11 protein-coding genes are annotated in these 26,457 nt (G+C 34.8%); all 11 read left to right on the top strand.

The features are described 5' to 3' along the window. Positions 1–692: 692 nt before the first annotated feature. The 11 genes from AC3ITQ_RS17350 (at position 693) to AC3ITQ_RS17300 (ending at position 26,427) form a co-directional block, all read left to right on the top strand. The gene (locus AC3ITQ_RS17350) at positions 693–2,411 is read left to right on the top strand and encodes a glycoside hydrolase family 43 protein (RefSeq protein ID WP_489235392.1); all 1,719 of its coding nucleotides are present in this window, start codon (positions 693–695) and stop codon (positions 2,409–2,411) included. Between the two features lie 25 nt (positions 2,412–2,436). Then, entirely contained in the window at positions 2,437–5,154 is a 2,718-nt protein-coding gene (locus tag AC3ITQ_RS17345) for an alpha/beta hydrolase-fold protein (RefSeq protein WP_489235391.1), read from the top strand. Between the two features lie 41 nt (positions 5,155–5,195). Further along, on the top strand, positions 5,196–7,658 hold the full coding sequence (locus AC3ITQ_RS17340; protein WP_489235390.1) for a glycoside hydrolase family 95 protein: 2,463 nt from the start codon (positions 5,196–5,198) through the stop codon (positions 7,656–7,658). Between the two features lie 4 nt (positions 7,659–7,662). Next, complete coding sequence (locus AC3ITQ_RS17335; protein WP_489235389.1) at positions 7,663–9,960, top strand: glycoside hydrolase family 127 protein; 2,298 nt, start codon at positions 7,663–7,665, stop codon at positions 9,958–9,960. 6 nt (positions 9,961–9,966) lie between these two features. After that, the gene (gene xyl3A, locus AC3ITQ_RS17330) at positions 9,967–12,591 is read left to right on the top strand and encodes a xylan 1,4-beta-xylosidase (RefSeq protein WP_489235388.1); all 2,625 of its coding nucleotides are present in this window, start codon (positions 9,967–9,969) and stop codon (positions 12,589–12,591) included. Between the two features lie 46 nt (positions 12,592–12,637). Continuing rightward, a complete protein-coding gene (locus AC3ITQ_RS17325) occupies positions 12,638–14,581 on the top strand; it encodes a glycoside hydrolase family 97 protein (RefSeq protein ID WP_489235387.1) in 1,944 nt (647 codons plus the stop codon). 205 nt (positions 14,582–14,786) lie between these two features. Further along, on the top strand, positions 14,787–18,899 hold the full coding sequence (locus tag AC3ITQ_RS17320; RefSeq protein WP_489235386.1) for a hybrid sensor histidine kinase/response regulator: 4,113 nt from the start codon (positions 14,787–14,789) through the stop codon (positions 18,897–18,899). Between the two features lie 641 nt (positions 18,900–19,540). Continuing rightward, positions 19,541–22,549: a SusC/RagA family TonB-linked outer membrane protein gene (locus tag AC3ITQ_RS17315; RefSeq protein WP_489235385.1), complete on the top strand. Its 3,009-nt coding sequence runs from the start codon at positions 19,541–19,543 to the stop codon at positions 22,547–22,549. A 12-nt stretch (positions 22,550–22,561) separates the two neighbouring features. After that, entirely contained in the window at positions 22,562–24,049 is a 1,488-nt protein-coding gene (locus AC3ITQ_RS17310; RefSeq protein WP_489235384.1) for a RagB/SusD family nutrient uptake outer membrane protein, read from the top strand. A gap of 182 nt (positions 24,050–24,231) precedes the next feature. After that, the gene (locus AC3ITQ_RS17305; protein WP_489235383.1) at positions 24,232–24,774 is read left to right on the top strand and encodes a hypothetical protein; all 543 of its coding nucleotides are present in this window, start codon (positions 24,232–24,234) and stop codon (positions 24,772–24,774) included. Positions 24,775–24,942: 168 nt separating this feature from the next. Continuing rightward, the gene (locus tag AC3ITQ_RS17300; protein ID WP_489235382.1) at positions 24,943–26,427 is read left to right on the top strand and encodes a vanadium-dependent haloperoxidase; all 1,485 of its coding nucleotides are present in this window, start codon (positions 24,943–24,945) and stop codon (positions 26,425–26,427) included. Positions 26,428–26,457 lie beyond the last annotated feature (30 nt).

Raw genomic sequence — 26,457 nt, 5'->3', positions numbered from 1 at the left:
TGTATGATTTGTTGTGTGAAAATTGGGTGTTAGTAAGCCAAATAAGAGGATTACTCAAGGAAAAATTTTCGATTCTCTTTGTCCTTTATTTAAGAAAATTAAATGAGTCAGACTATTAAAAATAATCCACTTCACATCTCAGCGAGGTGATTTTGAAGAGCAGGAATAGAAATTTTCCTTTTATAGGATATAGTTACAAAACGTTAAACCTATTCAATTAGTTAAATTTTAAATTTATTTCCTCAAAGTCAGTTTAAAAATGATCAAGGCCGAAATTGCATCTTTATTGCATCTTTTCGTTTAAAATTTATTTATAGTCTGTAAGTAATTTAGTTCCTATCGCTTTAGTAAGTTTTTCTTTAAAATAATAAGAAATCTGTTAGTGAAAAATCATTGCCATTTATTTTTATTCTTTTGTTCTTTTAATAAAAAAACGGCTAAACAGTATTTTCGTTAAAATTAAAGCCGATTAAAATTGATAAAATAATTATTTTTTATCAATTTTATTACATAGACTGTTTTTTATAATGATTTTTTATATGTAATTATTAAAAAATTACAGAAGCAACCGGTTGTGTATTGAAATGTTTTTTTATATTTGTAATAAATACACTTATTGACTTTTGGATTCAATTATTTTTTTATATAACCTAAACATTTCCAGGAGATGTTGTAATACAAGAACAATTAAAATGAAACAGCGACAGATATTTTTATTATTATCATTATTATTTCTTTTCTCTTTTAATGGGGTAAACTTTGAAGATACACTTGGCAAAGGGCCGGTCTTTTCTAATGTGGTCTACACAGGTGACGATATTATTTACAAAAAGTACCCATTAAAATCAGATGAATTTTATTCGCCTGTTTTACAAGGATGTTACCCTGATCCTGCCATTACCAGAAAAGGAGATGACTATTATATGGTTTGCTCTTCATTTGCCATGTTTCCGGGTGTACCGATTTTCCATTCTAAAGATTTAGTGAATTGGACAGATCTGGGGGGCGTATTAAATAATGTTTCTGAATTTAACCCTCACGATACAGTTATCAGTCAAGGTGTATATGCTCCAGGTATCACATATAATCCTCATAATGATACTTTCTATATGATTGTAACAGCCTTTACAGGTAATATGGGGAACATTATAGTAAAAACTAAAGATCCAATGAAAGGCTGGGGAAGCCCGATAAAACTCGATTTTAATGGAATCGATCCATGCATTTTCTTTGATGATAATGGTAAAGGATATATCGTTCATAATGACGCTCCGGATAAAGGAAAAGAATTGTATGAAGGCCATCGTGTAATTAAAGTGTGGGAATATGATATTGCAAATGATAAAGTAATTCAAGGTACTGATAAAATTATAGTAGACGGAGGTGTCGATCTTTCTAAAAAACCAATATGGATCGAAGCACCCCATTTGTATAAAAAAGACGGACATTATTATTTAATGTGTGCAGAAGGTGGTACAGGTGATAATCATAGCGAAGTTGTTTTTATTAGTGATAGTCCAAAAGGGCCTTTTAAACCTGCATCAAACAATCCAATTCTTACACAAAGATATTTTCCACAAGACAGGCCTGAAAAAGTAGATTGGGCAGGTCATGCTGATTTAGTTCAGGGACCGGATAATAAATATTATGGTGTGTTTCTTGGTATCCGTCCTAATGATAAAAACCGTGTAAATACGGGACGTGAAACTTTTATGCTTCCGGTTGATTGGTCTGGAGTTTTTCCTGTTTTCGAAAATGGATTAGTTCCTCTGGAGCCAAAAATAAAAATGCCTATAGGTGTTACTGAAAACAAAACAGGAAAAGACGGATTTTTCCCGAATGGTAATTTCACGTTTACTGAAAACTTTACTTCTCAAAAATTAGATTACAGATGGATAGGTCTAAGAGGACCTCGCGAAAAATTTATTTCGGTAACTAAAAAAGGCCTCGAGATTAAGCCTTTTGCAGTAAATATTAAAGAAGTAAAACCAACATCGACACTATTTTACAGACAACAGCACAACACTTTTTCTTTTGCAACAACACTGGAGTATAAACCAGCATCTGAAAAAGATCTGGCAGGTATTGTTTGCCTTCAGAACGAGCGTTTTAATTACGTTTTTGGTATAACGAAAAAAGGCAAAGACACTTATATAGTATTGGAAAGAACCGAAAAAGGGGCATCAAAAATTATTGCAAGTGCTAAAATTGAAATCAGGAAAAATATCCGTTTGCAGGTAAAAGCAGCAGGAGATAGTTACGAATTTAGCTATGCTTTAAATGGTACTGATTATGAAAGTTTAGGTGGAAGCGTTTCAGGTGATATTCTTTCAACAAATGTGGCCGGAGGTTTTACTGGAGCATTACTAGGCTTGTATGCTACGGCTTCAAATGATGCTCAGGTAAAATAAAAACAGGATTTAAAATATTTATATAATGAAATCAATAATTAGGTATTTCGTATTTGCAATTCTTTTTTTAATAGCACAAAAAGGATATTCCCAAGACCCGAATTTTCACGTTTATTTGAGTTTAGGACAATCGAACATGGAAGGATATGCTAAAATACAACCGCAGGATAAAGAGGGAGTCGATGAGCGTTTTCAGGTTTTACAGGTGGTTAATTGTCCTGACCTTAAACGAGAAAAAGGAAATTGGTATACCGCCATTCCGCCTTTGTGTCGTTGTAATACCGGATTGACACCGGTTGATTATTTTGGAAGAAACATGGTAGCCAATTTGCCTAAAAATATAAAAGTTGGGGTTATAAATGTAGCGGTTGGTGGTTGCAAAATTGAACTTTTTGATAAGGACAAAACAACAGATTACGTCGCAACAGCTCCGGATTGGATGAAAGGAATATTAAAAGAGTATGACAACAATCCGTATGCGCGACTTGTAGAGATGGCAAAAATTGCACAGAAAAAAGGCATAATTAAAGGTATTTTACTGCATCAGGGAGAATCTAATACAGGTGATACGCTTTGGCCTCAAAAGGTAAAAATTGTGTACGATAATTTGATGAAAGATTTAAATCTGGATCCAAAAAAAGTGCCGCTGCTTTCCGGAGAAACTGTTAATGAAGATCAAAATGGGAAATGTGGGAGTATGAATAAAATCATTGCCACACTGCCAAAAACAATATCGAATTCTTATGTAATTTCATCTAAAGGATGCACTGCTGAGCCTGATTTTTTACATTTTAATGCGGCAGGTTACAGAGAATTGGGAAGACGTTATGCTGATAAAATGCTATACTTACTGGGCTATAAATTCTCAGAAGGTAAAACTCCTTTAAGAGTACAGGCGCCGGTTGGTTTTGATCAATTAAATTCTAATATTCCATCCGGAAAAATAGAAAGCAGTACTTATGAATCTAAAACAGTAGGTTCGGTAAGAAAGGTTACGGTTTATACGCCTCCGGGATTCAATAAAAAGAAAAAATATGCTGTTCTGTATCTTTTACACGGAATAGGTGGCGATGAAAAAGAATGGCTAAACGGAGCAAATCCGCAGGTTATATTAGACAATCTGTATGCTGAAGGAAAAATAGAACCAATGATTGTTGTAATGCCAAACGGCCGGGCAATGAAAGATGACAGCGCTACCGGAAACATTATGGCTCCAGATAAAGTGCAGGCATTTGCAGTATTTGAAAAAGATTTACTAAATGATTTAATTCCGTTTATCGAAAAAAAATATCCTACTTACAAAGACAGAGAACATCGGGCTATTGCCGGTTTATCCATGGGAGGAGGACAGTCATTGAATTTCGGATTAGGCAATCTGGATAAATTTGCCTGGGTTGGTGCTTTCTCTGCAGCTCCAAATACTAAAAAGCCGGAAGAATTAGTTCCGAATCCGGAAGAAGCAAAAAAGAAATTAAAACTATTATGGATTTCTTGTGGTGATAGCGACTGGCTTATCGAAAATAGCAGAAGAACTCATGAATATTTAGCTAACAATAATGTACCTCATATCTATTATATCGAGCCGGGAGTTCATGATTTTAAAGTATGGAAAAACGGTTTATATATGTATTCACAGTTTTTATTTAAGCCTGTCGATCAATCTCTTTTTTCATCCTATACTATTTTAGGAGAGCCAGCACAGACTAACATTCGTAATGCAAAATATCCGCAAATATTGTCGGACAATCGGGTAGTTTTTAAAGTTAAAGCTCCGGAAGCTTCAAAAGTACAAATTGACTTAGGCAAAAAGTATGACATGATAAGAGATTCCGAAGGATTATGGACCGTTACCACAGATGTAATCAATAAAGGATTTAATTATTATTCGTTACTTATTAATGGTGTGGCTGTAGCCGATCCGTCAAGCGAAACGTTTTACGGCATGGGACGTATGGCCAGCGGTATTGAAATTCCGAACAAAGAAGGAGATTTTTATGCTTTAAAAATAGTGCCTCATGGCGATATCAGAATTAACAAATACTTCTCAAAAGCAACAAATTCCTGGCGTGAAATGTATGTTTACACACCGCCAGGTTATGAGAGTTCTACCGAAAAATATCCTGTTTTATATTTATTGCATGGAGGAGGCGAAGACCAAACTGGCTGGGCAACTCAGGGTAAAGCCAATTTAATTTTAGATAATTTAATAGTCGAAAATAAAGCTAAACCAATGGTGATTGCCATGCTTGACGGCAACATGGGAAGTACTGGAGGAGTAGCTGGTTTCAATGAAAATGCATTGAAAGCTTTTGAAAACGAATTAAAAATGGGCGCAATACCTTTTGTAGAAAGCAATTTTAAAGTAGCAAAAGATGCTAAAAACAGAGCTTTAGCAGGTTTGTCAATGGGGGGATTGCAGACACTTTATGCGGGTGTTAAAAATTCAGATCTATTTTCCAGTATTGGTGTATTTAGTTCTGGTTGGTGGGCCAATAATTCAACATTATCAGAACCGCAATATGAGTTCATGAAAAATAATGCCGCAACTATTAATTCAAATATTAAAAACTTTTGGATTTCAATGGGAGGTAAAGAAGATATTGCTTTTGAAAATTGCAAAATCATGATGAGCAAGTTTGATCAAATGGGTATTAAATATCAATATAGCGAGTATCCGGGCGGTCATACCTGGCCGGTTTGGAGACACGATTTATTTATGTTTGCTCCGTTGTTATTTAATTAATTATTCCAAATATTTCAAAAGAATTCAAAAGACAAAAAATTATGAAAATATATTGGATTGGCATATTGCTGTTTTTTGGAGTTTCATTATCTGCCCAGCAGAAAGATGACTTAAAGCTTTGGTATAAAAATCCCGCCGGTGCGCTATGGGAAAATGCCCTGCCAATAGGAAATGGTTTTCAGGGTGCTATGGTTTATGGAAATATTGAGAAAGAAATTTTTCAATTAAACGAAGCAACGGTATGGAGCGGAAGTCCGAACAGGAATGATAACCCAAATGCAAAACAGGCTCTTGGCGAAATAAGAAATCTTATTTTTCAGGGAGAATATAAAAAAGCAGAAAAGCTGATTAATGAAAATATAATTACTAAAAAATCCCATGGACAGATGTTTCAGCCTGTGGGGAATTTAGAATTACATTTTTCTGATCAGCACAACTTTACTGATTATTACCGCGAACTTGATATTAAAAAAGCCGTTGCGAAGACTAGTTATAAAGTTAATGGAATTACGTACACAAGAGAAGCCTTTACATCTTTTCCGGATCGGGTTTTAGTGATAAAACTTTCGGCCGATAAACTCGGAAAATTATCTTTTATAGCCGATTTTACTTCGCAGCATAATAAACAGGAAATAACAGTTAACGGTACTAACGAACTGTCACTTTCGGGTATAACAAGTGATCATGAAGGAGTAGAAGGAAAGGTCAAATTTAATGCACTTGCTAAATTTAAAGTAGAAGGCGGACGTATTGATACTACTGGCAATTCAATCCAAATTGAAGGAGCAGATTCCGTTTTGATTTATGTTTCTATTGCGACCAACTTTATTAATTATAACAATATCAGCGGTAATGAAAAGGAGCTTTCAAAATCTTTTTTGAATAAAGCATTTGATAAGAATTATGATGAAATGAAACAGGCTCACATTGCCCAGTATCAAAAATATTTTAAAAGGGTTACACTTGATTTAGGAACATCAACAGCTTCAAAACTACCAACAGATGAAAGGCTGGCCAATTTCAGAAATGTTTCAGATCCATCTTTTGTCACTTTATATTATCAGTACGGGCGGTATTTGTTGATCTCTTCTTCACAACCCGGAGGTCAGCCTGCAAATCTTCAGGGAATTTGGAATGCTGGTATGACACCGGCATGGGATAGCAAGTATACCATTAATATTAATACAGAGATGAATTATTGGCCGGCTGAGAAAACAAATTTATCAGAAATGCATGAGCCGCTCTTAAAAATGATTCAGGAATTAGCGCAAACCGGAAAAGAAACGGCAAAAGTAATGTACGGTGCCCGTGGCTGGATGGCGCATCATAATACAGATATCTGGAGAATTAATGGTGCAGTTGACGGTGCCACCTGGGGAGTATGGAATGCAGGCGGAGGCTGGCTGAGTCAACATTTATGGGAGCACTACTTATACACCGGAGATAAGGCTTATCTTGAATCTGTGTATGAAACGTTGAAAGGTGCAGCAGATTTTTATGCTGATTTTTTAGTAAAAGATCCTGCAAATGGCTGGTTGGTCGTGGCTCCCGGAAATTCGCCTGAAAATTCGCCTGCCGCACACCAAGGGTCTGCTGTTACTGCCGGCTCGACGATGGACAGTCAAATTGTGTTTGATGTTTTTACTTCGGTTATAAAAGCATCAGAAGTATTAGGAAAAAACAAACAATATACAGACAGCTTAAAAACTTTAAGAAGTATGCTGCCTCCAATGCAGATTGGAAAATACAATCAGCTTCAGGAATGGCTGGATGATGTAGATGATCCCAAAGACAATCACCGTCACATTTCACATTTATACGGATTATATCCTTCTAATCAGATTTCAGCCTACAGAACTCCAGAACTTTTTGCAGCGGCTAAGAATACATTACTTCAAAGAGGTGATATATCCACAGGATGGAGTATGGGCTGGAAAGTAAATTGGTGGGCAAAAATGCAGGATGGAAATCATGCTTATAGCTTAATTCAAAATCAATTAACGCCGCTTGGTGTCAACAAAGATGGAGGAGGAACTTATAATAATCTTTTTGATGCTCACCCGCCTTTTCAAATTGATGGAAATTTTGGATGTACCTCAGGAATTACTGAAATGTTAATGCAAAGTTCAGACGATGCTATTCATTTGCTTCCTGCTTTGCCGGATGCTTTAAAAGGTTATGGAGAAATAACTGGTTTAAGAGCGCATGGAGGTTTTGAAATTAAGGATATGAAATGGAAAGAGGGTAAATTAATTGAAGTAACTATTCAGTCAAATTTGGGCGGAAATCTTAGATTAAGAACGCCAAATGAAATTAGAACAAAAGACAATAAAGATTTAAAAATAGCGGCAGGAAAGAATTCAAATGTTTTTTATCAGATGAAAGAGGTTAAAAAACCGGTTATTGCTGTTACAGCGACTATAAGATCTTTAGATATTAACTCAACTTACTCATACGACATAGAAACTGAAAAAGGTAAAACGTACAGTTTCGTAATTAAATAATAGCATGAAAAATCTTTTTATAAAATATAGAATCTTGTATTGCCTACTGGGTTTGGTTGTAACATCGTCCGTAACAGCCCAAATGCAATTATTTGATTTAAAAGAGGTAAGATTAAAAGAAGGTCCGTTTAAAAATGCGCAGGAAGTTGATCTTAAATATATTTTAGAACTTAATCCAGATCGCCTTTTAGCACCTTATCTCATCGCTTCGGGAACACCCGTAAAAGCAGAACGCTATGGAAATTGGGAAAGCATAGGACTTGACGGACACATTGCCGGACATTATCTTTCGGCTCTGGCTATGATGTATGCTTCTACAGGAAATACTGAAGTCAAAAACCGGTTGGATTATATGATTTCAGAATTGGAAAAATGCCAGCAAAAAAACGGCAATGGTTATGTGGGAGGAATTCCGCAGGGAAAAGTTTTTTGGGATCGTATTCACAGCGGAGATATCGACGGAAGCAATTTCGGATTAAACAATACCTGGGTTCCATTGTACAATATCCATAAACTTTTTGCCGGTTTAACCGATGCTTATCGTTATACCGGAAATGAGAAAGCAAAGGATGTTTTAATCAAACTAGGAGACTGGTTTATCGAATTAATCCGTCCGCTTTCTGATGATCAGATTCAAAACATATTAAAAACAGAACATGGCGGCATAAACGAATCTTTTGCCGATTTGTATATCATCACAAAAGACAAAAAATACCTGGAAACGGCCGAAAAAGTTTCGCACTTAGCAATATTAAATCCACTGGAGAAAAGAGAAGATAAGTTAACAGGTTTGCACGCCAATACCCAAATACCAAAAGTGATTGGTTTTGAGAAAATCGGTGTACTGTCCGGAAATAAAGACTGGACCAATGCCGCGCAGTTTTTCTGGGAAAATGTTACCCAAAAACGAAGCGTAGCTTTTGGAGGGAATAGTTTTGCAGAGCATTTTAATCCAACAGAAGATTTTAGCGGTATGTTAAAATCAAATCAGGGACCGGAAACCTGTAACTCCTACAATATGGAGCGTTTGAGCAAAGCTTTGTTTCTGGATAAAAATCAGGTAAGTTATCTCGATTTTTACGAGCGTACGCTTTACAATCATATTCTTTCGAGCCAGCATCCTGAAAAAGGTGGTTTTGTTTATTTTACTCCCATCAGGCCGAACCATTATCGGGTATATTCACAGCCGGAAACAAGCATGTGGTGCTGTGCGGGTTCAGGGCTTGAAAATCATGCTAAATATGGAGAATTAATTTACAGCCACAACGCTAATGATGTTTTTGTAAATCTGTTTATTCCCTCGACTTTAGACTGGAAAGAAAAGGATATTTATATTGAACAAAGCACCAAATTCCCCTATCAAAATACTACCGATCTTGTTTTGAAACTAAAGAAAAGCACCACATTTTCTATGAATATTCGACGTCCGGAATGGGCTCAGGATTTTGAAATTTCGATCAATGGAAAAATTCAGAAAATAGAAGCAAAACCATCCACTTATGTAACGCTTAAAAGAAAATGGAAATTAGGAGATCAAATATCGATTAAATTCAAAACTTCTACACATTTAGAAAGTTTACCTGATGGCTCCAACTGGAGTGCTTTTGTAAATGGACCTATTGTATTGGCAGCTAAAACATCTAATAAAGATTTAGAAGGTTTATTTGCAGATGACAGCCGAATGGGACATGTTGCATCTGGCAAATATTACCCGTTAGATCAGGCTTATGAAATGATTGGAGATAAGGCAAATTATATTGCGAAATTGAAGGAAGAAGGAAACCTGCGTTTTCGTTTAGATTCTCTGGAATTACAGCCTTTTTTTGAAATTCATGATACGCGTTATCAAATGTATTTTCAAAATTACACCAAAGAACAGTATCAGGAAAAACATGCCTTATTGAAGCAACAGGAAATTGAAGCAATGGCTTTGGAAACAAGAACTATAGATAAGATTAGCTGTGGTGAACAGCAGTCAGAAGTGGATCATCGTTATAAAGGTGAAAAAAGTGATTCCGGTTACGACGATACAAAAGCATGGCGAAGTACACGGTCGTATATTTCCTATCAATTATTAAATAAAAATAAGGCGGGAAAATATTTGGATATAAGCTGCACTGCCGATTTTAAAACCGATAAAATTACCATTCTCATCAATGAAAAGCCGGCGCAGATTATCTCCTCAGCAAATAAAACCATCCGACTAAACGTTGAAAAAATTGAAATGGTAAACATTACCATAAAATCAAATGACGGAAGCAATAGTCCAAAGTTTCATCAATTTAGAATTTTAAAAGATTAGAAATTGATGCAAAATATTCATCATATAATTCAGAAAATCATGAAATTAAGTTATCTGTTTATCATAAGTTTAGTTGCTGTTTGTAGTCTAAATGCTCAACAATATCGTTTTAAAGATGCATCTCTGAGTTCAAAAGAGCGTGCAGAAGATTTAATTTCAAGATTAACCCTTGAAGAGAAAGCGGCGTTAATGTGTGACCAGAGTGATGCAATACCAAGACTTGGAATTAAAAAATTTAATTGGTGGAGTGAAGCGCTGCACGGTTACGCAAATAACGATAATGTTACTGTTTTTCCGGAACCGATAGGAATGGCAGCCTCTTTTGACGATCAATTATTGTATAATGTTTTTAACGCTGTTTCTGATGAAGCCCGGGCCAAATACAACCAATGGATTCAGAATGGGAATGAAAACAAACGTTTTTTGAGTCTTTCAGTCTGGACACCAAATGTTAATATTTTTAGAGACCCTCGTTGGGGCAGAGGGCAGGAAACTTATGGAGAAGATCCTTATCTTACTTCACGAATGGGAATTTCAGTTGTTAAAGGGCTTCAAGGTCCGGCAGATGCTAAATACCGTAAACTTTTAGCCTGCGCCAAACATTTTGCCGTTCACTCCGGACCGGAATGGAGCAGACATGAATTGAATTTGAATAAGGTAGATCCTCGCGAACTTTACGAAACCTATTTGCCGGCCTTTAAAGCATTAGTCCAGGATGCCGATGTACGTCAGGTAATGTGTGCTTATCAGCGTTTGGATGACGAACCTTGCTGCAGTAATACGCGTTTACTACAGCGTATTTTGCGTGATGAATGGGGTTATAAATACATGGTGGTTTCAGATTGTGGAGCTGTTACCGATTTTTATACCACGCATAAAGTTTCGTCAGATGCAACGCATGCGGCATCAAAAGCCGTACTTGCCGGAACTGATGTTGAATGTGTTTGGGAAAAATATCCTTTTAAGAATTTACCGGAAGCAGTCGAGAAAGATTTAATAAAAGAAGCTGATATTAATAAAAGTCTGCTTCGTGTTTTAATTGGCCGTTTTGATTTAGGCGAAATGGACGAGGACTCAATTGTGCCTTGGGCTCAAATTTCGGCATCTGTCCTTAATAGTAAAGAACATCAACAGTTAGCTCTTGAAATGGCTCAAAAGTCAATGACACTTTTGCAAAATAAAAATAACATACTTCCTTTAAATAAAACAAACAAGGTTGCAGTTATTGGTCCAAATGCTGATAATGAACCAATGTTATGGGGAAACTATAATGGAACTCCAGTCAAAACAATTACTATTAAAAGCGGTATAGAATCAAAAGTTACGGCAAACAAAATCGTCTACGATAAAGCCTGTGATTTAGTGGAGGATAAAGTAAAAGAAACCTATTTTGACCAGCTTTCATTTGAAGGCAAAAAAGGAATCAAAGCCACTTATTGGAATAATCCAGACAGAGTAGGGAATAGTGTAGCAACGCAGCAAATTTTAAATCCCATAAAAATGACGACTGCCGGTCAGCACGAATTTGCTTCCGGAGTTAAATTAGAAGGATTCTCAGCCAAATATGAAGCAGAATTTGTGGCAAAAGAAAATGACAGTCTTGTTTTTAAAACGGGTGCTACCGGAGCTTTTGAATTATTCGTTAATGGTAAATCGTTATCAAAGTATACCAACTGGCGCACGCTTCCAGGCAAAATTAAATTTGCAGTTGAAGCAGGCAAAAAATATAAAATCGAAATTTTGTATGCCCAATCAAACAATTGGCAGGCTAATCTTGAATTCGATTTTGGAAAGGAACATGATATTGATTTCGCAGGACTAATTCAAAAATTAAAAGGCATTGATACGGTAATTTTTGTTGGCGGACTTTCAACATTGCTGGAAGGCGAAGAAATGCCAGTTTCTTATCCTGGTTTTAAAGGTGGTGACCGAACGAATATTGAGCTTCCGGCAGTTCAGAGAAAGTGTTTGAAGGAACTAAAAGCTGCCGGTAAAAAAGTAGTTTTTGTAAACTGCTCCGGTTCTGCAATTGCCTTAACGCCAGAAACAAGCAGCTGCGACGCCATTTTACAAGCTTGGTATCCAGGTGAATCAGGAGGTCAGGCTGTCGCCGATGTTCTTTTCGGAGACTATAATCCTTCGGGTAAACTGCCGGTTTCATTTTATAAAAATTCAGATAAACTAGCTGACTTTGAAGATTACTCAATGAAAGGCCGTACCTATAGATATACAACGGATGTTTTGTTTCCCTTTGGTTTTGGTTTAAGTTATTCCAAATTCCAAATTGGTAAAGCAAATTTGGCAAGAACAAACCTAAAAACAACTGAAAGTACACAGTTAAATTTTTCGATAAAAAATACAAGTAAACGAGACGGAACAGAGATTGTTCAGGTTTATGTTCGAAAAGTAAACGATACAGACGGTCCTTTAAAAACACTGAAAGCTTTTAAGCGAATCGATTTAAAAGCAGGTCAAAGCCAAAAAGTGACAATCGATTTACAAGCCTCTTCATTTGAATTTTATGATTCAAAAACAAGGGGAATGAATGTAACTTCAGGTGAATATGAAGTTTATTATGGTACAAGTTCATCTGCTAACGATTTAAAAGTTATTAAAGTTTTAATTCAATAAATTAGCTCTTCTGCTACAAAAAGAAATAATTAATATAAAGTACGTTATGAGTTTTAAGTATGTTTTATGTTTATGTCTGGTAAGTTTTTTTAAACTAAGTGCACAATCTGTCGTAAAGAGTCCTGACGGAAAACTTAAAGTTTCTGTTGTGGTTGCTAACGGAATGCCTTCGTATAGTATTATTTACAATGAAAAAACCTTTGTTGAAAATTCTCCACTTGGGCTAAAAACCAGTGTAGGTGATTTTACAGCAGGATTGGTTTTAAAAGCAGATGTAGATCAAAATAAAATCGATGAAACTTATGATCTGCCTAATATAAAACAGCGAGTTGTACATTATGAAGCTAATGAGGTTGTGTTTTCTTTCAGTAAAGAAAATAAACCTGCAATTGATGTGATATTCAGAGTTAGCAATAACAATGTAGCTTTTAAATATAAAATATATCCGCAAAAGGAAGTACTGGCCTGTGTAGTGCAGGAAGAAGCTTCCGGTTTTACATTGCCTGAAGGAACGACAACCTTTCTTTGTCCGCAAAGTAAACCCATGACCGGATATGCCAGAAGTACCCCTAGTTATGAAACTTCGTATACATTAGACGCCGCAATGGGACAAAATGGAATGGGTGAAGGTTATACGTTTCCCTGTCTTTTTAAAGTAAAAAATAATGGATGGGTTTTAATCTCCGAGACAGGAGTTGATAGCGGTTATTGTGGCAGCCGATTAATTGGACATGAAAAAGGATTATATACAATCGGATTTCCAATGGCCGGTGAGAATAACGGAAACGGAACCACAGCGCCAGGACTGTCACTCATTGGCGAAACGCCATGGCGAACGATTACTGTTGGAGAAACTCTGGCTCCAATTGTAGCAACCACTATTCCTTTTGATTTGGTAAAACCAAAATATGAAGCTTCTCAAACATACAAATACACCAAAGGTTCCTGGAGCTGGATCATGAAAATGGACCCTAATACTACTTTTTCGGTACAAAAAGAATACATAGATTTTAGTGCTGCAATGGGATATGAAACCATCTTAATTGATGCACTTTGGGATACTCAGATAGGAAAAGATAAAATTGCTGAACTGGCAGAATATGGCGCCGGAAAAGAGGTTGGATTGTATTTGTGGTACAACTCGAATGGCTATTGGAATGATGCCCCTCAAAGTCCCAGAGGAATAATGGATAACTCGATCAGCCGTCGTAAGGAAATGGCCTGGATGAAAAGTATTGGTATAAAAGGGATTAAAGTAGATTTTTTTGGAGGAGACAAACAAGTAACGATGAAATTATACGAAGACATCCTTACAGATGCCAATGATTTTGGTATAATGGTGATCTTTCACGGTTGTACATTACCAAGAGGCTGGGAGCGTATGTATCCAAATTATGCAGCTAGTGAGGCTGTTTTAGCCAGCGAAAATCTGCATTTCGGACAAGGCAGCTGTGATAATGAAGCCACAAATGCTTCAATCCATACCTTTATTCGAAACACCGTTGGAAGCATGGATTTTGGAGGAAGCGCTTTAAATAAATTTTATAACAGTGATAACATTCCCAATAAAGGCTCAAAACGAAGAACTTCTGATGTATTTGCTTTAGCTACAGCCGTTCTTTTCCAGAGCGGCGTACAGCATTTTGCGTTGGCACCAAACAATTTAACCGATGCTCCGGCCTGGGCTATCGATTTTATGAAAGAAGTTCCGACAACCTGGGATGAAGTTCGTTTTTTAGATGGATATCCGGGTAAATATGTAGTTTTTGCACGTCGAAAAGGAACGAAATGGTACATAGCAGGAATTAATGTTCAAAAGGAAACACTTAAGGTTAAACTAAAACTACCAATGCTGACTTCCGGTACAGCACTTAAATACTATTTTGATGAGGAAGATTTAACTGGAAAAGTAAAAACAGTAACGCTTAAGAGGAATAGTGAAGTCGAAATAAAAATTCCCTGTAATGGAGGAGTACTGTTAGTACATTAATCAGCAATTTTTTATACGAATTGAAAAAAAATACTACTGCAAACAGAAACGGAAAGGAGGAATTTTAAGTTTTATTCTTCTTAAATTTTTAGAGTTTTCCATAAAATTTTAAGCAAAAAAAAACATAATATATTTAATTGAGAAACAAATAATTGATTTTCGATAAAATAGTATATATTTAATTCAAATTACTAATCATTTTATAATGTCCAAAGAAAATTGTTTTAGAGTCATTTTATTTTTTCTGATAAATAACTTGTTTTCTCAAAATACTTTTGAAAACTATCAATTTCGTTTAGTAAATAAGGAGTCCTCGAAAAGTGGTATTTATACCATTGCACAAGATCAATTTGGGATCATGTGGATGGGAACAAATGGTGCTGGCCTCTATAAATTCGATGGAGTGAATTATGTTTCATATGAGCAAAACTCCAATGTTACAAATTCTATCAATAGCAACTTGATTTATGTAACTTATGTCGATGTTCGCAACCGGTTGTGGGTTGGGACTGATGAAGGATTATGTCTTTATAATCGTGATCTAAATAGTTTTGAAAGTATTGATATTCAAAAAAAAGTCAAAAAAGAAACTGTTATTTCGGTTAAGAGTATTATTGAAGACAATAATGGGAATCTTTTTTTAGGAACCTTTAACGGAGGTTTGCTGAAATTAAATGGCAAGACAAGAGAAATAACTTCGGTAAAACTAGATGTTCCTAACCCTGCCAATTATCTTATTAATAGTCTTGTAAAAGATAAAAACGGAACGATTTATCTGGGAACCAATTTTGGTTTAAAAGTACTAGATCAGGTAAAAAATGAGGTTAAAAAAGTAACTGCCATAAACGATAATCAAATCTTGTCTGGAAATATTGTGTCTATGTTTAGGGATAACAGACAGAATATCTGGATTGGAAATGGTTACAAAGGACTTGTCAGAGTAAATCTAAATTCTAAAGAAGCCATTTCTTATCCTATTACTAAAAAAAGGATTATGTCAATATTGGCAACAGATTCTAAAACAATTCTTTGTGCAACAGAAAATGACGGACTTATTATTGTAAACGATCAGGGTGAGGTTCAAAAAAAATATGTAAACAGCAAATTTAATATGCGCAGTTTAAGTTCGAATTCCGTTTGGTCCTTATTTCTGGACAATGAGCGTCGAATTTGGCTGGGTTATTATAACAAAGGATTAGGTGTATTTGATAAAATAAACAGTAAGGTAAATATCATCGAAAGTTTACCTGGAAATTCTCAGTCCTTACAAACCAATTGCGTTACGGGTATTGCCAAAGACCAGGAAGGACAATTATGGATTTCTATGGAAGGAGGTGGAGTCGACGTGTACAATCCAGTTAATAAAACCTTTAAACATATTACTAAATCGGATAATAATTTTTATTCCGGATTAACAAATGACAATATCACAAAAGTATATTTAGATAAGAAGCAAAATATTTGGTTATCCAGCTGGAACGAAGGGGTTTTTCTCTTAAAAAAAGGAAGCAGAAACTTTATTAATTACAATACAAAGAATACGAATCTGACCTCAGATAATATCATGAGTATTACTGAAGATTCAAGAGGTGTAATCTGGATAGGAACTTTTGCAAAAGGTTTACATTATTATACTCCTGCTGATGGGAAATTTCATCATTGTAATTCAAAACCATTTAATACTATAATGAATTTAGACATTCGAAATGTAATGGTAGATTCAGATGATGCCATTTGGGTAGGTTCAACAACTGGTTTGTACAAGGTTTTCACAAAAGATTTCATTACTTTTTCTGTAGTTTCTTTTCGCGATAAAATGTCTGAAAAGCTCAAAAATCATAAGAGTACACATACGATCAATACTTTGTATGAAGCTAAAAATAAAGAAATTTGGATTGGTACTGATGGCGCAGGTTTATTTAGCTACAATAAAAAAACAGATAGTCTAAAATGGTATATAAATTTTAGAGGGCTTCATGAAAAATCAATTTCATCTATTGTAGAATCTAATGATGGCGGTATTTGGTTAAGTGGAAAAAAAGGAATTACAAGACTGGATTTAAAGAATAAAACCACCTTTAATTATTCTATATATGACGGTTTATTAGGGAATGACTTTAATAATAATTCGGTACTGAAAGATGAAAACGGAGTATTGTATTTTGGAAGTTATGAAGGTCTGAATTACTTTAATCCTACGAATTTGGTTAAAAGTAAAAAACAGCTTCCAATCTATTTTACAGATCTAAAACTTTATAATAGATCTGTCGGACCGCTAGAAAAAAACTCGCCATTAGTAAAAGTAATATCCCAAACAAAGAAGATAATACTTAGACATGATCAGTCTGTTTTCACGATAGATTTTATTGCCGTTAATTATTCTTTCCCTGCCACAAATGAATTTGCATATTATTTAGAAGGGTTTGAGGATTCGTGGAATTATGTTGGTAACAAACGGTCAGCAACTTATACGAACTTAGCACCAGGTAATTACGTTTTTAAAGTGAAAGCTGCTGAGAAAAATGGAGTTTGGAGTCAAAAACCTTTGGAATTACAGATTGAAATTTTACCGCCTTGGTGGAAGACTTCTTTCGCCTATTTATTTTATACGCTATTGCTGTTAGCAGCCATATATTTTGCCAATCAATATTATCAGAATCGTTTTAAACAAAAGCAAATGATAGAATTTGAAAAGACAAAAGCGGTTCAGATTGAAAAATTAAACAATAAAAAATTACAATTTTTCACTAACATATCACATGAGTTTCGAACACCGTTGACACTGATTTTAAATCCGCTAGGCGATATCTTGAGGAATTACAGTTCAGATTTACCAGAGGCTGTATTGAAAAAGTTGCAGACAATTCAAAAAAGTTCTGACAGACTTTCAAGATTAATCAATGAGTTGATGGATTTTAACCAATTGCAGTTTAATAAAATGACATTGCAATTACAACAAATTGAAGTAGTCAGTTTTACAAGGGAAATCGTTAGCTATTTTGACGAAGAAGCATTAAGTCGTGGCATTCAGTTACAGTTTGAGTCTAATAAAACGGCTTTAAAAGATTGGATAGATCCAAAAATGTTCGAGAAAATTACTTTTAATGTAATTTCAAATGCTTTCAAGGTTACGCCGGATAATGGCAGAATAACTGTTAAAATAGTAGTTAACAACGAATTAATTCACTTTCCTCTGATAGACTCAGCTATTGCTTATCCTTCATTTGAGATTATTGTTGAAGACACGGGTTCTGGATTAGATAAAAAAGATATAAAGAGAATTTTTGATCGTTTCTATCAGGTAAATAATTTAAATAAAGCGTACTACGGAAGTACCGGAATAGGATTGGAGGTGGTTCGTGGTTTTGTAGAATTACATAAAGGAATCATTGAAGTAGAAAGCGAATTGGGCGTTGGTACAACTTTTAAGTTATTATTTCCTATTGGAAAGGAATTCTTCAATGAGAGTGAAATACTACTTGAGGAATATAAAAAGGAGAAAAAAGTGAGTTTCACGCCAATTGTAGAAAAAGAAGAAACTCAATCCGGGAATGTAGAAGAAAAACAAGATCGAATTTACACTATTCTGATTGTTGAAGACAATGTAGAACTGCGAAATTATTTAAAAAATGAACTCAAAAAAGAATATAAAGTTTTAGTTGCAGAGAATGGTCAGGTTGGTTTAGAACTAGCTTTTCAGAAATTACCTGACTTGATTTTAACAGATGTAATTATGCCTGTTATGAATGGTTTGGAATTGTGTAAAAACATTAAAGCCGATTTGAAAACCAGCCATATTCCGTTAATGATGCTGTCTGCAAAGGCATTAGTTAAAGATCGATTAGAAGGAATTGATTCGGGTGCAGATATGTACTTGAGTAAACCCTTTGATATGGATATTTTAAGATCCAGCCTGGTACAATTGATAAACAGCAGGCAGATTATGTTTAATAAATTCTATAACGGAATTACACCAAAAGCGAAAGAGAAAACCACCACTTTAGATAATGATTTTATAAAAAATGTATTGAATTATATTAATGAAAATATTAGCGAATTGGAGCTAAGTGTTGAAGATTTGGCTTCGAACGTATATTTGAGCAGAAGCCAATTGTATCGAAAAATTAAAACATTAACAGGCGTATCAGTAAATGAGTTTATTCGAAATGTACGCTTAGAAAAAGCGCAGGAATTAATAGAATTAGGCAATGACAATATGACTGAAATTAGTTATAAGGTTGGCTTTAGTTCTCCGTCGTATTTTACAAAATGTTATAAAGATAAATATGGATATTTGCCTACTCATAACAAAAAATAAAAACTTTTTTGAAATTCACCCTAAGACGGCTTTTATGCCGTCTTTTTTATTTCTTCTAAGTAGTATAAATGAAAAAATATTGTAGTTGAAAAAGCTTTTAAATTATCAAATAATAATTAGTTAGCTACTATTTCTCTTTTATGGAAATTATTAAATAAATATAAATTGTCGTCTAATTTCTTAATACCTAAAAAATCATGCTTCAATATTATTAAAATCAAAATTTTATTTTGTTTAGTAAATTAATGTAAAATACTGATTTTGCTCGTTTTTTTAACTATCGTGCTACAAATTTGATAGTTTTTGCATCATATTTAGTATGTGAAATTTATGTTAACATTCTATTTTTGAATTAACTAATATCAAATAACCGTCAAACCATTATTAACAATTTTAAACCAATTTAGAACATGAAATGAAACCAGCATTTGTGTATTAAACAGCTCTTTTTTTCAATCAAAATTTAAAACCAATATTTTATGATTTGAGAAAATTGAAAATTACAAGAAGATCGGATTCGTAATTTTCGAAAATTTAAAAGGGTAGATAAATAGTTTAAGAGGTAAATTATCTTAATGCATAAATAACAAAAAAACTTTACAACCAATTAATTATTTAAACTAAACAAAAAACCAATTAATATGATGTTAAAATTAAAATTTGCAATAATCGCATTGCTAATGATAAGCTATCAGAATGTGATGGCACAATCAAAGACCATACAGGGTGTGGTTGTGGATCCCTCAGGAGTTCCTTTGCCTGGAGCCAGTATTAATGTGGAAGGCTCAAAAAATAGCGCATCAACAGATTTTGATGGTAAATACATTTTAAGAGACGTTAATTCGAACGATAGAATTACATTTTCATTTGTTGGATTAGTTACTAAAACTATTACTGTAGGAACCAGTACTACAATTAATGTAACATTAGCAGAATCCACACAAACCTTACAGGAAGTTGTAGTAGCTTACGGTACTCAAAAAAGAACAAAAGTTACCGGAGCAATTTCGACAGTAACCTCAAAAGACATTACGGCAGTACCTATTACTAATGCAGAGTCGGCATTGCAGGGTAGAGCGGCAGGTGTTACCGTTGTTAATGGTGCACCGGGTTCTAATCCGACAGTAAATATTCGTGGTTTGGGCACAATGAATAATACTAACCCCTTATATGTAGTAGATGGTGTTTTGGTAGGTAATTTATCAGGACTAAATCCAGGCGATATTGAATCCATGTCAGTTTTAAAAGATGCTTCAACAACGGCTTTATATGGTTCGAGAGCTTTTAACGGGGTAATTATGGTAACGACCAAAAAAGGAAAAAAGGGACCTGGTCAATTAAATTTTAGTACTTACGCTGGTTTTCAAACCGTGACAAAAAGATTTGATGTTATGAATACACAACAATATCTTAAGTATGCTAAGGATTTAGGAAGTGACTTAACAGCAAGAGCAGCCGAATTTGGTAATATCAATACCAATTGGCAGGATCAGGTTTTTCAGGATGGTTTAATGCAGGATTATAATCTGAGCTTCTCAAACGGAACTGAGAATTCTTCAAGCCGTTATTCTGCAGGATATTTAAAACAAGAAGGTGCACTTATAGGTACTGGTTTTGAGCGTTATTCTTTCAGAGCCAATAATACTCAAAATATAGGTAAGTTAACTATAGGAAGTAATATTGGAGTGTCTTTTAGTACGACTAATCCGGAGCGTGCCTCAGGAGGTAGAGCACTATTGGAACATGCTATCAAAATGGCGCCTTACTTACCGATCTACAATTCAGCTAATAATGGTGGATATCAGGGACCTACTTCTGCTTTAGACGGACAGGATGCTGAAAACCCGGTACGTATAGCAAATTTAGGATATCAGGAAGTTAAAGGATTATCTATTATAGGAAATATTTATGGCGAATTAGAAATTTATAAAGGTTTAAAATTCAAGTCACAGGTTTCGTTAGATTATTACACAACTGAAGATCATACCTTTATTCCAAGCTATGCTGATGGTGGGGCTCATCAACAGGCTTACGCTTCGATTGCTGAAACAAATACTCAGGGGCAAAGCATTGTTTTTGATAATAGTTTATCTTACAAAACAACTTTTGCAGAAAAACATAATCTTGAGGTATTAGGAGTTATAACTAAAATTGAAAATAAATTTCAAAATATAGTAGCGGGAAGCCGTAACTCGATTACAGACGAAATAGATCAGCTAAGTAATAACCTTTCTAATTTAGCGTCCACTAGTTCAGAAACTAATAATTTAGGTTATATCGCCCGTATCAATTATGATTATGATGATAAATACATATTTGCTGTTTCAGGACGTAGAGATGGTGGTTCTCGTTTTGGAAATAATTTCCGTTACGGTAATTATTATTCTATTGCTTTAGGATGGAATATTGCAAAAGAAAGTTTTATGGCAGATTCTGTTTTTAGTACATTAAAACTTAGAGGTAGTATAGGAACAACAGGTAATGATTCCTTAGACAATTACCAATACAGCCCTACTTTGTCGTCCAATTATATATACCCTATTGACGGTGAACCAGAAATTGGTGTTACTCCGGGAGGTGCGGCTAATCCAAATTTGAGATGGGAATCTAAAAAAGACAGAAACATAGGTTTGGATTTTGGGTTATTTGATGAAGCATTCACTGGTTCTGTGGAGTATTTTAACAACATAAGCAGTGATATCCTTTTTAGAGTACCACTTCCGGCATCTGTAGGTGTTCCTGGTGGAACTCAATTTCAAAACGTTGCCGATATGAAGACACACGGTTTTGAAGTATCATTAGGCTACAACGACAGAAAAGGAGATTTTACCTGGTCTGCAACAGCTGCTCTGGGTACGAGTAAAAATGAAGTAACTGGTTTAGCTCCAGGTGTAACCAGTGTTGTATCCGGACCATCAGGAAGAGCTGGTATAGAAAATTTCTCAAGATTAGAAGTAGGTCAGCCAGTATTTTACTTTTGGGGGTATGAAACTAACGGAATCTATCAAAACCAGGCAGAAGTAGATGCAGTTCTTGCTCCGGGTCAGACCACTTTTCAGCCAGGTGATATCCGATTTGTGGATCGCAATGGAGATAAAGTAATCAACTCAGAGGATAAAACAAATATCGGAAATCCATATCCTGATTTTACATATGGTTTAAACCTTACCGCAGCTTATAAAAAATTCGATTTTACTGCTTTTATTACGGGAGTATCAGGAAATGAAATTTTTAATGCAAATAAATTCGATTTAGAAGCTATGCCACGTTTGTTCAACGCTAGTACCGATGTTTTAGACCGATCTATTGTTGTAAACGGAGTGGTTACCAATCCTTCGGCAACATTGCCAAGAGCTCAGGGTGCGAGTCAAAATTATGCAAATGCGAGTCAGCGTTATGTTGAAGATGGTTCTTTTACCAGGTTGAAAAATATTACTATCGGGTATACTTTTTCAGATGATTCATTCGCTAAGTATTTTCAACGTTTAAGATTCTACGTAAGTGGTCAAAATCTTATTACTATTACTGATTACTCTGGGTTAGATCCTGAAATTGCACGTGTAGACACTACTTTAGGTTCTGCAGGAATTGATGTCGGAAGATATCCACAACCAAAATCAGTAATATTTGGCCTTGAAGTTACATTTTAATACAAAAAGACGATGAAAAAAATAAAATATATAGTGGTAGTATTGTTAGGGATTTTTGCAATAAATTCATGTAACGATAGTGATTTAGAATTAACTAATCCAAATCAATTGTCCCCTGAGACTTACTTTAAAAATGAAGTTCAGGTACAATCTGCGGTAAATGCTGCTTATGCTAACCTGCAGACAAGAGGGCTTTATGCAAGGCATATTTTCTTTGCCTTAGACAATATGTCGCAGGAAAACAAAGGAAATCCACAATTAGAAGGAAATAAAGTACCTTTTTTAAATTTTTCTTTTGACGCCAGCAGTGATATAATACAGTTTTACTGGGAAACCTGTTATTTAGGAATAGCAAAAGCAAATTTTGTACTGGATAATGCTGATAAAATTAATGCTTTATCAAATTCAGCACTGAGCCAGGAAAGAAAGAATAAATTTTTAGCAGAAGCGCATTTTCTAAGAGCGTATTACTATTTTCTTTTAGTACCTCGTTTTGGTGATTTGCCAATTTATACTAGTAGTACTACCGTAGTTGGTGCTGCAAGAAGCCCTAAAGCGGATGTATATAAATTGATTGAAGCTGATTTTGATTTTGCGTCTAAAAACCTTTTAAGCAAAAGTACTGAGCAAAAAGGAAGAGCTACAAAAGAAGCAGCATATGCTTATTTGGGAAAGGCGTTATTGTATCAAAAAAAGTATGATGAAGCGTTAGCTGCTTTTAAGAATGTAACAGGATTTACTTTAGAGTCTAATTTCTATAATAACTTCATGGATGAAACGGAGCATGGTCCGGAATCCATTTTTGAAATTGAGTACGATGAAAATTTAGGAGTAGCAGACAAATGGGGTAGTGATACTACAGGAGAAGGTGTTGCCGAATCTACACTAAGAGGACAGGAATACGGTAACCTTGGCTGGTACAATGTGTATCCATCAGATGATATATTAGATGAGTACGAGCCTGGTGACAAACGTTTTGGAGATACTTTTTATGTTCCCGGATCAAAATACAATAATGGTGCTAATACTATGACGGCAGCTAATTTTTCATCATCTGCAGGCCCAAGAAGAGCAGGTTGGAAAAAATATCAAAACTACTACAAGCGTACAGATGAAAACCTGGATTCAAGTATCAACTTCAAAGTTATGCGCTATTCAGATGTGTTACTTATGATGGCAGAATGTGAAAGCATGAGAGCCGGTGGGGTACAGGCAACTGCTATTGGATACATTAATCAGGTTCGTCTTAGAGCAAATGTACCTTTACTGGCTACAACGCTTACAAAAGACCAGGTGTTTACAGCTCTTGTTCACGAACGTAAGGTAGAATTAGCTGGTGAACAAGTTCGCTTTGATGATATTATAAGATGGGGTATTGCTAATACTGAATTGGCTGGAACTGGTTTCACAGCTGGTAAAAGTGAGTTATGGCCAATACCAAATAGAGAAACATCTTCAAATCCAAATATAAAACCAAGTGATAACAATCCTGGTTACTAAGTGATTGAAGTTTGTTAGTTTGAGTTAGTTTAAGTTAGTTTAAGTTAGTATTTGACAAACAGCGCATTTAAATATGCGCTGTTTATCAATACGTGACACTTTTGTAAACACCAGATTATTTACTAAAGACTTTAGTTTTCAAAATTTAAATAAATTTTAAGGCAGGCCTCAGTTTTATTCAAATGAAAAGAATTGCTTCACTTTTTTTAATCGTAACGTTGTTTTACAATGTTTTAGGATTTTATATCATGTTTGCTGAACAAAAAGAGCAAGTGTGGGTGACTGCTATGGAGAAAACTAACAGTTCAAATTTTGAAATAATTGAAATTAAAATTACGCCTTATGCCTATGTTGTAGATTCTGGTATTGAAGATGCCAATGAAGATTTTGTAATCAACAATAAAACTTATCATGTCTTTAAGAAAAGAATTCAAAACAATGTTCTAAAATTATATTGCCTAAAGAGTTCTCATAATGAAGCTTTAAATAAAGATCTAAAAAAAATTGTCGATAGTCAGTTATTTGATGATAGTTCAAATAAAGAAAATCCAGGCAAAAAATTAATGAAATCCTTTATGCAGGATTACATTCCGGGAAACACAATAATTTTTATAACTACTTCTATAAAATTAGTGTCCCCTGTTACTTTACATTCATACCCTCCACAACAAAATATTCTTTCGGGATATTTTACTGCCAATTATCCTCCGCCTGATATGGTGTAGCATTTCCTTTGATGTCAAAATGTAAATAGTATTTGATTACCATTCTTAGAAGCTAATTTTTTAGTTTCAGCTAAGGGTCAAATTTGCTTATTTACAATTTAGCATACAACGTCAATTAATTTCAATTGAAAGAAAAAGCTATCTAACAACCATATAAACCAACCAAAAATGAAAATTTATAAATTTTTGTTTAAAGTACTATTATGTAGTGCTTTAACTACAACCATATTTGCTCAGACTAAAGAGGGTAAAACTAAAATTAAAGAACCTACCGGAGAAAATAATATGGCCTATAAATGGTCGCAAATCGCAGTTGTTGCCACTGGTAATGATACTGATAGATTTAAACCAAGACCAACAGTGACTTCCCGTTTTTTAGGATTAACATTTGTCGCTGTTTTTGATGCCTGGAGCCGTTATGATCAAAAAGCAATTCCTGTATATTTAAAAAATATAGAAAGAAGACCTAATAAAGAACAGACACTCAAAAATAAAGAGATTGCTATCAGTTATGCTGCCTATAATGCATTATGTGAATATTATTTTTCAGACAAAGATTTGTTTGTAGCCTTTATGGTTGAATTAGGTCTGGATCCTAATGATAAATCACTCGACCCTAAAACCCCTGCAGGAATAGGTAATTTAGCAGCAAAAGCAGTAATTGAAGCAAGAAAACATGATGGATCAAATCAATATGGAGAAGAAAATGGTTCAAATGGAACTCCCTATTTTAACTATGTAAATTATAATCCGGTCAATTCCCCGGACGAAATGATTGATGTAGCTCATTGGCAGCCAAAATATTTTTCAGATGGAAAAGGCGGTAAGTTTGCACCAGGCTGCGCTACTCCATTTTGGAACAAGGTAAAGCCTGTAGGATTAAAATCAGGAGATCAGTTTCGCCCTATACCCCCACCTGCATTGGATTCAGAACAACTTAAAAATGAAGTTAAAGAACTACTTGATTTACAATATAATCTTACAAATGAACAAAAAGCATTGGTAGAATTTATGCGTGATGGTCCAAAATCAGTACAGCAGGCAGGACATTGGCTAAAATTTGCCGAGGATGTTTCCAGACGTGATAATCATACTTTAGATCAGGATGTAAAAATGTTTTTTTATAATCAGGTAACTGCTATGGATTGCTTTATAGCATGCTGGGATACAAAAATGTTTTATGACTTTGCCCGTCCTTATGCATTAGTACATTACTATTATAAAGATCAGACTATAAAAGCCTGGGGCGGACCAGGTTTTGGAAATATAGAAATGAAAGGCCAGGATTGGAGACCTTACTCGCCGGATATTTTTTTATGTCCCGCTTTTCCAGGTTATGTTTCCGGACACAGTACAATTAGTGGCGGTTGCGGTGAAGCCTTAAAACTATGGACCGGAAGTGATACTTTTGGAGAATCTGCAATCTGTAGTACGCCAGGATCAATGACAGAACCAAACAACATCGGAAAACCTGTTGTGCTTAAATTCCCAACCTTTACAGAAACAGCAAATATGGCAGGAATTTCCAGAGTAATGGGAGGCTATCATATCCAGGCAGATAATGTTGAAGGACTAAAGCTGGGCAGAAATGTGGCCCATGAAGTTTGGAAGTTTTATAATTTTCATATAGGAAACAAAAAGTTCGATAAATAATAGCAGGATTAACCCAATCTAAAATGTTTT

It is taken from the genome of Flavobacterium sp. KH_001 (assembly GCF_057840745.1).
The sequence above is the reverse complement of the archived record's forward strand: the minus strand, read 5'-3'. Positions and strand labels throughout refer to the sequence as shown.